Source organism: Acinetobacter sp. 1294596 (genome assembly GCF_000582925.1).
GTDB lineage: Bacteria > Pseudomonadota > Gammaproteobacteria > Pseudomonadales > Moraxellaceae > Acinetobacter > Acinetobacter radioresistens.
The window spans coordinates 18711-33174 of the sequence record NZ_JFCC01000016.1 but is presented as its reverse complement, the minus strand read 5'-3'; the positions used below and the strand labels follow the sequence as shown (position 1 = coordinate 33174).

The 14464-nt window shown below is 43.4% G+C and carries 12 protein-coding genes and 1 riboswitch; of the genes, 5 read left to right on the top strand and 7 right to left on the bottom strand.

Annotation, left to right across the window (positions count from 1 at the left end; all coding sequences use genetic code 11):
- Positions 1-76 precede the first annotated feature (76 nt).
- Positions 77-1879, bottom strand: coding sequence for an acyl-CoA dehydrogenase C-terminal domain-containing protein (locus J502_RS07890; protein WP_005018480.1), 1803 nt, complete (start codon positions 1877-1879; stop codon positions 77-79).
- A 309-nt stretch (positions 1880-2188) separates the two neighbouring features.
- Positions 2189-2596, bottom strand: a complete 408-nt coding sequence (locus J502_RS07885) for a hypothetical protein (RefSeq protein ID WP_005018481.1) — start codon at positions 2594-2596, stop codon at positions 2189-2191.
- 133 nt (positions 2597-2729) lie between these two features.
- On the opposite strand from J502_RS07885, the gene baeS reads away from it, so the two are divergent.
- Positions 2730-4397 carry a sensor histidine kinase efflux regulator BaeS gene (gene baeS / locus J502_RS07880; RefSeq protein WP_034683739.1) on the top strand — a complete coding sequence of 556 codons (1668 nt, stop codon included), beginning with the start codon at positions 2730-2732 and terminating at the stop codon, positions 4395-4397.
- A 12-nt stretch (positions 4398-4409) separates the two neighbouring features.
- Entirely contained in the window at positions 4410-5096 is a 687-nt protein-coding gene (locus J502_RS07875) for a response regulator (protein ID WP_005018483.1), read from the top strand.
- Between the two features lie 335 nt (positions 5097-5431).
- Here J502_RS07875 and J502_RS07870 read toward each other — a convergent pair whose 3' ends face one another.
- On the bottom strand, positions 5432-6874 hold the full coding sequence (locus J502_RS07870; RefSeq protein ID WP_005018484.1) for a protein adenylyltransferase SelO: 1443 nt from the start codon (positions 6872-6874) through the stop codon (positions 5432-5434).
- Between the two features lie 173 nt (positions 6875-7047).
- Positions 7048-8211 (bottom strand): acyl-CoA desaturase, encoded by a 1164-nt coding sequence (locus tag J502_RS07865; protein ID WP_005018486.1) that lies wholly within the window; start codon positions 8209-8211, stop codon positions 7048-7050.
- Positions 8212-8407: 196 nt separating this feature from the next.
- On the opposite strand from J502_RS07865, the gene J502_RS07860 reads away from it, so the two are divergent.
- A complete protein-coding gene (locus J502_RS07860; protein WP_005018488.1) occupies positions 8408-8941 on the top strand; it encodes an META domain-containing protein in 534 nt (177 codons plus the stop codon).
- A gap of 9 nt (positions 8942-8950) precedes the next feature.
- Here J502_RS07860 and J502_RS07855 read toward each other — a convergent pair whose 3' ends face one another.
- The 3 genes from J502_RS07855 to J502_RS07845 all read right to left on the bottom strand — a co-directional run bounded on the left by J502_RS07855 (position 8951) and on the right by J502_RS07845 (position 12219).
- Positions 8951-9664, bottom strand: coding sequence for a glycerophosphodiester phosphodiesterase (locus J502_RS07855; protein WP_034683736.1), 714 nt, complete (start codon positions 9662-9664; stop codon positions 8951-8953).
- 44 nt (positions 9665-9708) lie between these two features.
- Positions 9709-10287 (bottom strand): cob(I)yrinic acid a,c-diamide adenosyltransferase, encoded by a 579-nt coding sequence (locus J502_RS07850; RefSeq protein ID WP_005018493.1) that lies wholly within the window; start codon positions 10285-10287, stop codon positions 9709-9711.
- 99 nt (positions 10288-10386) lie between these two features.
- The gene (locus tag J502_RS07845; RefSeq protein ID WP_502322085.1) at positions 10387-12219 is read right to left on the bottom strand and encodes a TonB-dependent receptor plug domain-containing protein; all 1833 of its coding nucleotides are present in this window, start codon (positions 12217-12219) and stop codon (positions 10387-10389) included.
- 24 nt (positions 12220-12243) lie between these two features.
- Positions 12244-12448: riboswitch (cobalamin riboswitch) on the bottom strand.
- Between the two features lie 145 nt (positions 12449-12593).
- Here J502_RS07845 and J502_RS07840 point away from each other — a divergent pair.
- Both J502_RS07840 and trpB read left to right on the top strand, forming a co-directional pair.
- On the top strand, positions 12594-13235 hold the full coding sequence (locus J502_RS07840; RefSeq protein WP_005018498.1) for a phosphoribosylanthranilate isomerase: 642 nt from the start codon (positions 12594-12596) through the stop codon (positions 13233-13235).
- Positions 13219-14448 carry a tryptophan synthase subunit beta gene (gene trpB, locus J502_RS07835; RefSeq protein ID WP_034683731.1) on the top strand — a complete coding sequence of 410 codons (1230 nt, stop codon included), beginning with the start codon at positions 13219-13221 and terminating at the stop codon, positions 14446-14448. Before J502_RS07840 ends, trpB begins: the two co-directional genes overlap by 17 nt.
- The last annotated feature ends 16 nt before the right edge of the window (positions 14449-14464 follow it).

Genomic DNA, 14464 nt, shown 5'->3' with positions numbered 1-14464 from the left:
TTGATAAAAGAAAAGGACTGTCCAGAATAATGCTGTGCAGTCCTTTCCCATGAAAACTTGCTATAACAACGTTTTTTTAGAAGACGAAATGTTCAGCATCAAGTGCCATGAGTGAATCAAGGCCGCTTGCGATTACGTCAACATGTGAACGTACACGTGGTAGGATTTTCTTGAAGTAGAATCGTGCAGTGGTAATTTTGGCATTGTAGAAATCAACTTCTGTACTGCCAGCTGCCAGCTGCTGCTGAGCCAGAAGCGCCATACGTGCCCACAGGTAAGCCAGTGTTACATAGCCCGAGAAGTACATGTAGTCAACTGCTGCTGCACCTACTTCATCCGGATTTTGCATTGCTTTCATACCAATTTGCATAGTCAGCTCACCCCACTCTTTATTGAGTTTGGCAAGTGGCTCGATGAACTCGGCAAGTTCTGCATTGTCTTTGTTGGCTTCGGCAAATTTATGAATGATCTTGGTAAAATCTTTCAGCATGGCGCCTTGAGTGCCCAGCACTTTACGGCCTAGCAGGTCAAGAGCCTGAATTTCAGTAGTTCCTTCGTACAGGCAGGCAATACGGGTATCACGTACAATCTGTTCCATACCATGTTCAGAAATGAAACCATGACCGCCATACACCTGAATACCTTTATTCGCAGCTTCCAGACCGGTTTCAGTCAGGAATGCCTTGGCGATTGGGGTAAGAAGTGACAGGATATTGTCAGAGAATTTACGCTCTTCTTCAGTTGCGCCTTTTTCAACAACATCAGCATGCTGGGCCAGCAGATAAACCAGTGCACGGCCACCTTCAGCAAATGCTTTCTGAGTCATCAGCATGTTACGTACTGCCGGGTGAACAATAATTGGATCAGCTTCTTTTTCTGGGGCTTTAGGGCCAGAAAGCGAACGCATCGCCAGACGGTCTTTTGCATATACAATAGACCCTTGGAACGCTGACTCAGATGCAGCCAGACCTTGTACTGCTGTGCCAATACGTGCCGTGTTCATGAATGTGAACATACAATTCAGGCCGCGGTTTTCAGGACCGATCAGGTAACCGGTTGCGCGATCAAAATTGATAACGCAGGTGGCATTACCATGAATTCCCATTTTATGTTCAATTGAACCACAACGCACGGCATTACGCTCGCCAACTGAACCATCAGCATTTACGTTGAATTTTGGCACAATAAACAGGGAAATACCTTTGGTACCTTTAGGCGCGCCAGGCAAGCGGGCAAGAACAATATGAATAATATTTTCTGCCATGTCGTGTTCGCCGGCAGAAATAAAGATTTTTTCGCCAGAGATTGCATAGCTGCCATCAGCATTTGGTTCAGCTTTGGTACGAATAATACCCAGATCAGAACCTGCATGTGACTCGGTCAGGCACATGGTGCCCGTCCATTCACCTGATACCAGTTTCGGCAGATAGGTCTCTTTTTGTTCATCAGAACCATGATGCTCAAGAGTACGCACTGCACCATGAGACAGACCCGGGTACATGCCCCAAGCCCAGTTAGAACTACCTACCATCTCAGAAATAGCAATGCCCAGCGAGTTTGGCAGGCCCTGACCGCCGTACTGCTCTTCAGCAGAAAGAGATGGGAAGCCGAGTTCGATATATTTTTGATAAGCTTCTTTAAAGCCGGTTGGTGTAGTCACTACACCATCATTCCAGCTACAGCCTTCACGATCACCAATCTGGTTTAACGGAGAGAGTTCGTTTTCACAAAAGTCTGCAGCCGCTTCAAGATACTGATCTACTAAATCACGGCTTACATTTTCCTGAAAAGCCGGTAATTTTGCATAATGTTCTTCAGCATTTAACAGTTCATGCAGAACAAATTGCATATCACGTAAGGGCGCTTTGTATTGTGGCATATCGGGTTCCTCAATACTGGTTAAACCAGATTTATAATCCTAATAAACGATTTACGTGCCAGCAGCGACACATATATTTGTATGCTTACATCGTGCAATAAGTTGCACCACCACACAAGCGTCGAAGGGGTATTGTTGGTGACTGTAAAGTCAAAGAAAAGGCTCTTGAAAAATCTAACCTGTTTGAGTGTAAACAGTTTTTATTATTTTAAGCTGACACAAATAGTCAAAATCGTAAGGGAATATGTATGGTATGAGCAAGGAATTAAATAAAAAAGACACCCAAAGGTGTCTTTAATAGTTTTACTTTCATGCTACCGGTTTAGCAGCAGGCTGCGGTGTTAATGGCTGAGCAGTTGAAGGCTGGGGCGCCACTGTTGCTGTCCGTTTAGGCTTAAAGCGCATTTCACAGGTGCCTTCAATGGTTTTGTCGGCCATCTTGAGCTGAACGGTTTGTCCGGCAGGCTTACCTGCGCAGGCCTGCTGGAGCTGCTGATAATGCATCTGCCGTTCAGTACGGCGCTTATCCCACTCTGCACGCTGTTCCGGTGTCATATTCCGATGATGACGTTTCATATGATGACCTCTATCACCATCTTTGTGCATCATTGGGTGATGTGGTTTATCTTGTGGAGCTGTAGAGGATTGACAGGCAGTCAGGCCCATAACAGCAGTCAACGCTGTACCCAATAATCCGGCCTTGATTAAAGATTTCATTATTATTACTCCTGAGCCAACTATATTTACCAATAGCTTAAGATTAAATAATAAAGATGTAGAAACAATGAAGAGTATTTTTGCCAGAGCTTAGTTACAATGATGAATCAGAAGAATAAATTGAGAAATTGTTTTGAAGATCCGCCGAGTTCCTATTGCCTTACGCCTGTTTCTGACCGTACTGTTTACGACGTTATTCATTACGACGCTCAGCTTGGGGGTATTGCACTGGACCATGCAGAAAAACTTTGCCAAGTATGTGGCAGATGTAGAAATGCAGAAGCTGGATCTTCTGATCAGTAATCTGGCTGGTGTATACGGTTTATATCAGGACTGGGGTAATGCTATTCAGGCGCAGATTTTACAGATTGAAGGTGAGGCTGCACCAGACGACTATGACCGTCTTTCGCGGTGGTGGCTGCGCCGTCAATACGATATTGCCTTGCAGCAGCGTTATTTTCAAGAACATTCCATGATGAATGTCTCTCCCCAGTTTTCGGCCAATGAACAGTTACGGCAAAAAATGGTGGATACTGAAGAACTGCGGTTTATTGAAGAAAATTTACCTTCCGAATATCAGCCTTTTGAAGGACTGCGTTTTCCGTTAAGTGCTAACCAGAGCATGACCCATAATCCGGAAAAGAAAACCAATCCCTCTACGCTTCAAAGCGTAGAAGCTCAAGCTGGTAAAAAACGGTTCATTTTTATGCCAGACCGTCTGGGGCTGAGTTCGCGGTTATCACTGTATGATGCCCAGCGACAGTTTGTAGTCGGTGAGCCCTCTGATCAGGAAGTATCTTATCGTCCTATAGTGGTAGGTAATCAGGTAGTCGGCTATCTGGGCTTAAAACCTGTACTGGATCAGGATGATGCTTTAAGTATTAATTTCTTCAGTAACCAGAAGCGTTACCTGCTTTTAGTATATGCATTAACCATTTTGGCCAGTTTGATTGCCGCTATATTAATGGCAACCTATTTTAAAAAGCCGATTCAACGCCTGCTGCGTGCCACACAGGAATTAACTCGAGGTAATTATCTGCATCAGGTCAAAATTCGCCGTAATGATGAGTTGGGTGATTTGGCCAATGAGATTAACCAGTTAGCAATTATTCTTGACCAGCATGAGCAGTCACGCCGGCAATGGGTTGCAGATACTTCACATGAGTTGAAAACACCGTTAGCGGTACTACAGGCCCAGATTGAGGCCATGCAGGACGGTATCCGAAAAGCTACCCCTGAGCATCTTGCTGCCATGATGCGTCAGGTCAGCAGTCTGAAAAAACTTACTAAAGATCTGGCGGATCTGGCCCAGGCCGAGGCCCAGCAGCTCAAGTGCTATTTCTCTAATGTTGATCCGTGGTCTGTGGTACAGCAGGAAATTGAAAACTTCCGGCCGAACTTTGAACAGGCAGGACTCTCAGTACACTCAGAGGGAACAGGAGCTGAATTACAATTGGATGTAGACCGATTCAAACAAATTGTGGTCAACTTGCTTGGAAACAGTATTCGCTATACAGAAAGTGGTGGAGAAATCCGTATTCATACTGAACAGTCTGATACGCATTGGAGTCTGTATGTGGATGACAGTCCGTTTGGGCTCAGCGATGAGCAGCTGTCACGTCTGGGTGAGCGCTTTTACCGAGTAGATGATTCGCGTACGCGCAGTACCGGCGGAACCGGATTAGGTCTGGCCCTGTCCTGTAAAATTGCCCAAACCATGGGCGGAGAATTAACATTCCATCATTCACCACTCGGCGGTTTGCGTTGCAAGCTGACTTTTCCCAAATTAACCACTATATAAGGAAGCACACTCATGAAGCATGTCATGCTGGTAGAAGATGAAGTTGAACTTGCTGGACTGGTACGCGATTATCTTGAGGCTGGCGGTTTTGAAGTGAGCGTCTTTCATGATGGGCAAGAAGCCTATGACCATTTCCTTCAGCGCAAACCAAGTCTCATGATTCTGGATCTAATGGTACCGCGCATGGACGGGTTGACTATTTGCCGTAAAGTACGTGAACAGTCAGATATTCCTATTATTATGGTCACTGCCCGGACTGAAGAAATTGATCGTGTGCTTGGCTTAAATATGGGGGCTGATGATTACATTTGTAAACCGTTTAGTCCTAAAGAGCTGGTAGCACGTGTACAGGCGGTACTGCGCCGTCTGGACCGTAAGGCTGAACCTGAACAAAATAGTCTTTTCAGAATCGATAAGGCGCAACAGCGTATCTGGTATCAGCAGAAATCCTTGAATCTGACACCCACAGAGTTCCGCCTGTTAGAGCTGTTTTTAGAACACGTGGGACAGGTATATTCACGTGCCCAGCTGTTAGATCATATTAACCCTGACAGTTTTGATGTAGCCGACCGTGTGATTGATAGCCACATTAAAAATCTGCGCCGTAAAATCACTGATGCAGCTAATACTGGCAACCGCCATGAGTGGATTCAGGCAGTTTACGGGGTAGGCTATCGTTTTGAATATCCAGATGAGTAAATAGCAAAGCTTTAACTTTCTCACTAAAAAGCGGACAGCACATGATCCGCTTTTTTATTGATTAGCTCTGGTTAGAGGCTATGGATGCTGAGGTCTGGAAGCTGTCTGATGATCAGTGCGGTGCAGAATATGATAAGTCTGCTAGCCATATATTATTCTCTTGTCTTTATACCACAAATACTCTATTTCTTATAAAACACATTAGATAAATTGTTTTTAGAGAAGTAGTTGCTGAAAAAATACTTATAATTTCCTGTATTTTTTCTAATTAGTTGGCTCTAACCGGATTAGATGTGTGGATAAAATGTATCTTATCCACACATTTACAGTTTCAGCTATGAAGAGCAGCTAACCATAATTTCGGGTATATCACTTGGTAGAGGCGCCAGGTCTTCCGGTTTCTCGGTCTCTGGCTGAAAAATAAACGGCTGACTGAGTAAGGTGAATAAACGGTCTACTTCAGAAAAGTCATCCTGTTCTGCCAGTTCAATCGCTTTTTGTGCCATATGATTACGCAGAATATAGCGAGGATTAACCTGTTGCATGGCCTGATCCAGCTTATCTGTATCCTGATGCTCACGGATTTGCTGATACAGGGTCAAGAAGGTATCAAACTGCCGGATATCGAGACAGTCATCACGAAGAGCCTTATATTCCTTTTGCTGTAAGCGGATAAAACTGTGAGTGTAGTCCAACTGTTCACTTTGCAGAATTCTTAAGAAGACCATACCACATTCCATACTGTCTTTATGGAATTCGGGTAAGCCCATTTTCTGACATAAACCAAATTGATACTGTTCCAAAAAGGTCGGTTCAAACTGTTCCAGACATTTGGCAAGTTCTTCCTTGAATTGTTCCTTGTCGGTTTCTTCAGCCAAAGGAATAAGGTTATTTAACCAGATCCATAAGTTCCAGTGAGCAATACTTGGCTGGTTCTGGTAACTATAGCGCCCCTGATAATCCGAGTGGTTATTGATCCAGCCCGGGCGGAAACGCTCCATAAAGCCATAAGGACCAAAATCAAGAGTTGAGCCAGTAATATTAAGATTATCGGTATTCATCACCCCATGGGCAAAACCAACCAATTGCCACTTGGCAATCATGCTGGCAGTTCTTTTAATCACTTCTTCAGCAAACGCCAGTACAGGTAATTGTGTTTTCAGACAATCCGGATAATGCCATTCGATACATTTATATGTGAAATCTCTAAGTAACTCTGGAGCATACTGGTTAATCCACTCAAAATGTCCGAAGCGGATATGGCTATCAGCAGTTCGCAATAGCATGGCACCTGGTTCCAATGTCTCACGCTGTATATTCTGGGTGGAACTGGTGAAACCTAGGGCATTGCTAGATGGCACACCTAAGGCATTAAGTGCATGACCAGCCAGGTATTCACGGATTACCGAACGCAATACCGCCCGGCCGTCACCCATGCGTGAATAGGGGGTAGGTCCTGCACCCTTAAGGTGAAGGTCAATCGTCTGGCCTTGTCGGTCAAGTACCTGTGCAATCAGCAGGCCGCGGCCATCTCCAAGTTGTCCGGCCCACTGCCCAAACTGATGGCCTGCATAAACCATGGCTAAGGGCGCACATTCCTGAAACGTTCTTTGTCCGCTGCAAATTTCAACCCAGTTTTGTTTTTCTTCTTCAGTCCATTGCAACTCTTCCGCCAGATGCAAGTTAAAGTGACCCGGCTTGGCACCTCGTAATGGTACAGGCTGTTGCTGATGATAAAGTCGGGAGTCGAGGGAAGAATATCTTGGATTAAACTGCATAAGGTACCAGACAAATAAAAATATAGATTTACTATAACAAATTTACTGTTCCTGCCTAGCACTAGTTAAGGCGTGATAAGAATTGGATACAAATACCTTAAAAACATAACTGCTTTAAAAGAAAAAAGGCTAAAACCCATTTCCGGTTTTAGCCTTTTTTAAAGTTTTAAAAATCAGGTGGTCTGTTTTTTCAGGCCACGCATAACTTCTTCTAACGATTTACGGTGATGAGCCAGACGCTCCTCTACCTGCTGGAATTCACCTTTTAGGCGGTTATCCATCTGGTGGATTTTTTCTGCTACAGCAGCTTTCTTGGCATGAAGCTCCTGTTCCTTGAGTTTAGCCCAGTCATTTAAGGTATGAGTAAAAGCTTCGTATTCCTGAGCAAGCCGCTGTTTAACAGTACTGATATCTGTATTCACATCATGACCGTAGATAGCAAGATCTTGTTCAGCATATTTAAACTTCATTGCCAGTTCAGCTTTCTTGATATTAAAGCTTGGTATACGGCGCAGATTTTTAGCAAGTCCCAGTTTTGAACAGCTCCAGATGAGCCACTTGGTAGGGTCGTATTGCCACCACTTTACACCATTACGATAGTCGTACTGGAAAATGTGGTGATAGTTATGATAACCCTCACCCCAGGTAGCAATTGCCAGCCAGAAGTTATCACGTGCTGTATTTTCATCTGTATAGGGACGTTTGCCCCACATATGACAAAGAGAGTTAATAAAGAAAGTCACATGATGACTTAGAACCAGACGTAATAACCCACCCAGTAGAACTACTCCCCAGATATCACCTACTGCCCAGCCAATCCCGCCCAGAATTGCAACATGTACAGCAATTACCAGCGGTACATAGTACTTGTGCTGAAACATAACCAGTTTGTCATTTAAGAGGTCTGGTGCATTTTTATAGTTAGGTGCTGCAGCCGGATAGTCACGAATCATCCAGCCCAAGTGGGCATACCAGAAACCATTATTGATGGAATATGGATCTTCTTCTACATCATCAACATGACGATGATGGGTACGGTGGCCAGAAGCCCAGTATAAAATACTATTTTGTACTGCAAACGTTCCACCAATCATCAGGAGGATTTTTAAAGGCAGGGAGGCTTCATAGGCACGGTGCGCCCATAACCGATGGTAACCTGCAGTAATACTTAAGCTACTAAATGCTAACAAGAAAAATAAGCTGAGCCATGCACTTAAGCTAAAATCATGATGATACGCATAAAGCGGAATCAGAACAGCGGCAGCAATGGGAGTCCCAAGTAGAGTAATACTGGCGGTCCAGTTAATTGGGGCTTTGGTTAGGGGAGGATTATTCATCTCCAGTAACGCTCCTACAAGCCTTTGCAACAAAGGCAAAAACGAAACAGCGCAGCTATTTTTTGTCAAAAATAGCCATAAGACCCGCATCTTAACATGTGAGTACAGCTGTTCACTAGTATTATTGTACGCTTGTACACCTTAAACCGTAACAGAATGAATGTTTGTTTTTCACGCGTAAGCAGGAGAGTACAATATGAAGAAATATACTGATAAAGCGTTTAAAAAATATAACTTTTTGAATCTAAGGCTTAGCGTTCTTACAGGCAGTTTAATATTCTTGATTGGGCTTGCAGGCTGCCAGTCATCACAACCTTCCACTTCTCTAGAAACCCGCCCAGTCTCAAAACAAAAAGTAGTGACTCAAGCGTCATCTAAGCAGCTCAGCCGTGACGGTGTTCAGGATGTAAATTGGCGTATTGTCAGAATTAAAAGCCAGCCAGCTAAATTTTTCAATCAAATACCTTTTATCCGTTTAAACTCTGTATCAAGAACCGTGACCGGACATACAGGGTGTAATACTGTCTTTGGGCATTATGACATTAATACAACCCAGAAAACCCTGAACTTGACTGCTAAGGTAGGACATCAGAGTTGTGATCAGGCACTGGCACAGGAAGCTGATCTGGCTGATGCTTTAGAGCGGATCAGCCGTTTCCAGCTGAATAATAAGCAGCTGTATTTGCAGGACCGGGCTGGCCAGATTCTGATTCAGGCCGAGAAAAACTAGTCGACTGGTTTAAAGCTGGCTCTGCATGGTTTTGGGAATGTCGGTAATAAGACCTTGTACACCTGCATCACGCAGGGCTTTTGCCCGCTCAATACTGTTGACTGTCCAAACACTAATATTCAGTTGAGCTAAATGAGACAGTTGAATCATTTCAGGAGTAGCCAACTGGTCCATCCAGCCAATATGCGAGCAGCCTAAATGATGGGCTTTTTCGATTGCCTTGCTTTTAATATCATCTTCTACCAGAAGGCCGCGTTTAAATCTGCTGCGTTGCTGCTGCAAGCTACTTAAGACTTTTTCATCAAAGCTGGTGATAGTAACCTGTCGCTCCAGACCCTCTAGCTGTTGTTCCAGGCTCAGTGTCAGTTTTTCTGCTTCTGGAAGTGTAGTAACCGGTTTAATCTCAACTTCAATATGCTCAAAGTCATTTAGCAGACTAAGCACCTGCTGTAATTTTGGCGTGTTTTCCGTTTTAGGCCAGTTGGCCCACTGATGCCGGTGGTCATAACGTACCAGATCACTTTCAACACATTCATACAGGGGGTGAGGTAAGCCTGCGGTTCTCAGAAAGTTATCATCATGAATAACAGTAAGACAGTTATCCTTGAGCTGCCGTACATCAAACTCGACAGCACGGACTCCCAAATCACGTAAATACTGGAAGCCCCCTAGTGTATTTTCAGGAGCTTCACCACGGGCACCACGATGGCCAATAATTTTCATGAAACAACTCGAACGAGTTTTGAACTTAACTGAATATTATAAACCTAAATTGTGTCATTTATATTTTTTTGCCACAGAACCTCATTGCCACCCTCAGCCCGTTGCAAGGCACGTGAAGCCACGAACAACCAGTCCGATAAACGGTTCAGAAGTTGTAAGGACGTTGGTTGGATATTCTGGTCACGGCTATGTACAGACATCAGGCTGCGCTCGGCACGACGGCAAACAGCACGTGCCTGATGGGCATAACTACAGGCTAAAGTGCCTGCCGGTAAGATAAAGTCCTTTAACATCGGTAGATCTTCATTCATCCGGTCAATTTCCTTTTCAAGAAATTCGACTGAAACTGGTTGTAGCAGGTTGAAATTTGGAATACAGACTTCACCCCCTAAGTCGAACAGCCAGTGTTGAATTAAACTCAGAGATTTATCCCAGCAGCTTTTGTCTTTGATTGTACTCACTGCAATTTGTGCACGTAAGACGCCTATACATGCATTCAATTCATCCACATCCCCTAAAGCGTCTATACGCAGATCATCCTTGGCGACGCGTGAGCCATCTCCAAGGCCGGTAGTACCTGAGTCGCCTGTACGGGTATAAATTTTACTTAAACGGTGGCCCATAAGTTTTCCTTAAACTGTAAGCAATAAAAAAGGATAATGCCGGTCAGAACATTATCCATAAAGTGCGCTGTTTTAAATATATTTTTTAGAGTTCAAATATTAATAACGGAATGTAACACCAGCTGATGCTAGGCGGCCGCCATTAATATAATAACTCCCACTGCCATATGCTGTACGATATTTTGAATCACTAACGTTTTGAATGTTAGTAAAAATATTTATATGGTTATTGATTTGATATTGTCCATGAATATCTACACGGAAATGGCCCGGGATTTGGACATCGTCAAAGGCACTATTATCATAATGTCCATTTGCAAGCATCGTAGTTGAGAAGATGTAATGTTCATCCCTCCAGCCTGCTGTTAAAGCAATATTTTGACGGGGACGACGGCTTAAATCTTCATCATTGTTCTTATTCTTGGCACGGACATAATTGTAGCTTAAATTTGTAAATAAGTTTTTACCTTGCCATTTCACATAAAGCTCACTACCTTCCATTTTCGCTTTATCAAGGTTTCTCATCTGATTGAGAATACCATCAAAGTCAATAAGATTATCAACCTGGGTGATATAGAGAGATAAACCAGTTGAAATATTATAAGCTAGTTTCTGGTCTAGACCGATTTCATATGAAAGGCTTTCTTCTGGTTTTAAGTCAGGATTTCCACCATAAGCATACATGTCATTAAGTGTGGGCGCTTTAAAGGCTGAACCAATATTTCCATAAACACTGGTTAATGGTAGAACTTGGTAACGAACAGAGCCTTGAGCAACAGTGTGTGTGCCGAATTTCTCATTGTCTTCAACACGAAGGCCAACCTGTGTATTTAATCCTGCCTGATCATATTTATGTTGAATATAATAGCCTGTCGAATTAACATCTTCCTGATATGGCGTGCCATATGAAATGACATCCCCATCAATGTTTCGATGTGTTACACCCAGCAATAATTTTTGATTTGGTGTGAAGCCCCATTGGCTATAAATTTCAGCTTCTTGGGTTTTGCTATGTACATAATCTGAAGAACTATTTTGATCAATATCATCTTTAAATTGAGAGATACGTGCGTTTAACGCTAGATTCTCAAGAATATTTATACGACCTTTAACATTAATAATTTCATTTTTAAAATCTTGAGAAATTAGGTTCCCATAATTGTCATAATCGCTATAGCCTTCATTTTCGCTATAATCAACAGAAGCAGCATAATTTTCTTTATCAACCCCTATCTTTGCACTATAACCTTTTTGATCAAATGAGGCATTAGGAGCATTTTTTATATCTTTTATAGGTGTCCCATCAGTTTCTAGACGTTGGCCACGAATTTGTGCATAAAAATCATTCTCTACTAGATCAGCACCAATAACAGACTTATATGTTTTATCTTCACCAATTTCACCCGTAATAAAAGCTGAGGTTTTTTTAGGTGTTTTTGAAATTAGTTGTACAACACCAGAAATTGCATCAGTACCGTATAAAACAGAGGCTGGTCCTTTTAGTACTTCAATCTGCTGAATATCTGTTGTGTCAATAAATGCGAGTGATGCCGTGCCAGAAGTTGCTGAATTTAGACGAACTCCGTCTCTTAATATAAGAGCTTGATCTGATTTGCCGCCACGTAAGAAAATTGAAGCTATTTGTCCATAACCTCCGCTTTGTACCATATTGATAGCAGCATCTGTCTGTAATAATTGTGGTAGAGATGCAATGGGTGACTGTTCAAGAACCTCAGGTTCAATAATCGTAATTCGAGCAGGTACTTCACTTGCTTTTTCAGCACTTTTTGACGCAGTTACTACAATTGGGTCAAGTTGAGCCGATATCGTTGTATCTTCAGCAAAAATGGCAGGAGAACACCCCATCGCAATAGCGATAGCCCCTACCAGACGGGTAGGTTGAAATAAAATAGACATGACTTTATGCTCCATACATTCACCCCCCGTGAATGATTGAGTTGACAGGCGCAACAAGCAGGTCTCCGGACTCAAATATAAATATTGCTTTGCAATATTGGCATATTCGCCTTCCCACACTTTATGCAGTGGCGTAAGTTAAAACTTAAATAATATGCGGTTCATTTTACCGTTGCGGGGGCAGTGTTGGATTTGCACCAACTTCCCTAAAGCTCTAAGCTAGACTTGTTGCAATCGCGCGCAGTATAAAGTTTGCCTGTCAATTAAACAATCCATATCAAGAATATTCAGGATGAACTTTACGCAAGCTAAAAAAATTGCATTACAATGAACGGCCCGTCATATTTATAGATGAACTATAAACCAGGCAGTCTAAGAGCCAGAACTGTATGCGTACCCGTGCTAAAATTTGTGGAATTACCCGAACTTCTGATATTCAGGCCGCTGTAGATGCGGGTGCAGATGCTATCGGGCTGGTGTTTTATGCACCAAGCCCCCGATATGTCAATATCGTACAGGCTAAAAATCTGATAAAACATATACCTGCTTATGTCCAGATTGTTGGATTATTTGTTAATGCTACTGCAAGTGAAGTCTGTCAGGTACTGTATGACATTCCATTAGATGTGCTTCAGTTTCATGGTGATGAAACGCCTGAACAGTGCCAGAATATTGCAGAGCAGGCTAAACGGCGCTGGTATAAAGCAATTCAGGTCAAACCTGATCTGGATATATTGGCCCAGATCAGTCATTATCAGCAGGCAGGTGCAAGTGCTGTATTACTGGATGCCTGGCATCCTGTACTTAAAGGTGGTACAGGACACCAGTTTGACTGGTCAAAATTTCCTAAAATCGATGTACCTTTAATCTTGGCAGGCGGTTTAACGCCTGAAAATATTGAAGAAGCTATTCAGACTACCGGAGCATTTGCGGTAGATGTCAGCGGAGGCGTAGAGTCCGCAAAAGGTATTAAAGACCAGCAACTCATTGAACGATTTATGCAAGGAGTCCAACGTGGATCAGCAAAATAATGTGATTGACTACACCCGGTACCCAGATGCCCGTGGGCATTTTGGTATCCATGGCGGACGTTTTGTGTCAGAAACGCTGATGGCGGCTTTAGAAGATTTAGAAAATCTATATAACCGCATGAAAAATGATGAGCAGTTTCTGGCAGAATTCGACCGTGATCTTGCCTACTATGTAGGTCGTCCTAGTCCTTTATATTATGCTGAGCGATGGTCAAAAGAATTAAGCGGTGCACAGATTTATCTGAAACGTGAAGACTTGAATCATACCGGCTCTCATAAGGTGAATAACACGATCGGACAGGCTCTGCTTGCCAAGCTTTCTGGTAAAAGACGGATTATTGCAGAAACTGGCGCCGGTCAGCATGGAGTAGCTACCGCTACAATTGCAGCACGTCTGGGAATGGAATGTATCGTTTATATGGGCGCAGAAGACGTTAAACGACAGGCCATGAACGTGTACCGTATGCGTTTGCTGGGCGCGACTGTAGTACCGGTAGAAAGTGGCTCTAAGACACTCAAAGATGCCATGAATGAAGCCATGCGTGACTGGGTTACCAATGTCGATTCTACTTATTATGTAATTGGTACAGTAGCGGGTCCGCATCCATATCCACAACTGGTTCGTGACTTTCAGTCGATTATTGGCCGTGAAGCCCGTCGTCAAATTCAGGAGCAGGCCGGACGTTTACCCGATGCACTGGTTGCCTGTGTAGGAGGCGGCTCTAACGCTATGGGACTATTTTATCCGTTTTTAAATGATGAAAATGTCCAGATGTATGGTGTAGAGGCCGCAGGACACGGTATCGAGACAGGCAAACATTCAGCACCATTGAATGCTGGTCATGTCGGTGTATTGCATGGTAACCGTACTTATTTGATGTCAGATGCACAGGGTCAGATTATTGAAACCCATTCTATTTCGGCAGGTCTGGATTATCCGGGAGTAGGGCCGGAACACAGTTTTCTAAAAGACATGAAACGTGTGAATTATGTGCCCATCAATGATACAGAAGCCTTACAAGGTTTTCGTGATCTGACCCAGATTGAAGGAATCATTCCTGCACTGGAAAGCTCACATGCTATGGCTTACGTTTCCAAGCTAGCACCGACCATGTCAAAAGACCAGATTATCATTGCAACCGTATCGGGACGTGGTGACAAAGACCTGATGACTGTTGCCCGTATTGACGGTGTAGAAATGGTTGAGATGTAATTCTCCATCTCTTCAT

Coding starts and splice junctions, on each gene's coding strand:
- J502_RS07870 (WP_005018484.1), bottom strand. CDS start 6,874: ATGCAGTTTAATCCAAGATATTCTTCCCTCGACTCCCGACTTTATCAT.
- J502_RS07855 (WP_034683736.1), bottom strand. CDS start 9,664: ATGAAAATTATTGGCCATCGTGGTGCCCGTGGTGAAGCTCCTGAAAAT.
- J502_RS07860 (WP_005018488.1), top strand. CDS start 8,408: ATGAAGAAATATACTGATAAAGCGTTTAAAAAATATAACTTTTTGAAT.
- J502_RS07875 (WP_005018483.1), top strand. CDS start 4,410: ATGAAGCATGTCATGCTGGTAGAAGATGAAGTTGAACTTGCTGGACTG.
- J502_RS07850 (WP_005018493.1), bottom strand. CDS start 10,287: ATGGGCCACCGTTTAAGTAAAATTTATACCCGTACAGGCGACTCAGGT.
- J502_RS07865 (WP_005018486.1), bottom strand. CDS start 8,211: ATGAATAATCCTCCCCTAACCAAAGCCCCAATTAACTGGACCGCCAGT.
- J502_RS07885 (WP_005018481.1), bottom strand. CDS start 2,596: ATGAAATCTTTAATCAAGGCCGGATTATTGGGTACAGCGTTGACTGCT.
- J502_RS07845 (WP_502322085.1), bottom strand. CDS start 12,219: ATGGAGCATAAAGTCATGTCTATTTTATTTCAACCTACCCGTCTGGTA.
- J502_RS07890 (WP_005018480.1), bottom strand. CDS start 1,879: ATGCCACAATACAAAGCGCCCTTACGTGATATGCAATTTGTTCTGCAT.
- J502_RS07840 (WP_005018498.1), top strand. CDS start 12,594: ATGCGTACCCGTGCTAAAATTTGTGGAATTACCCGAACTTCTGATATT.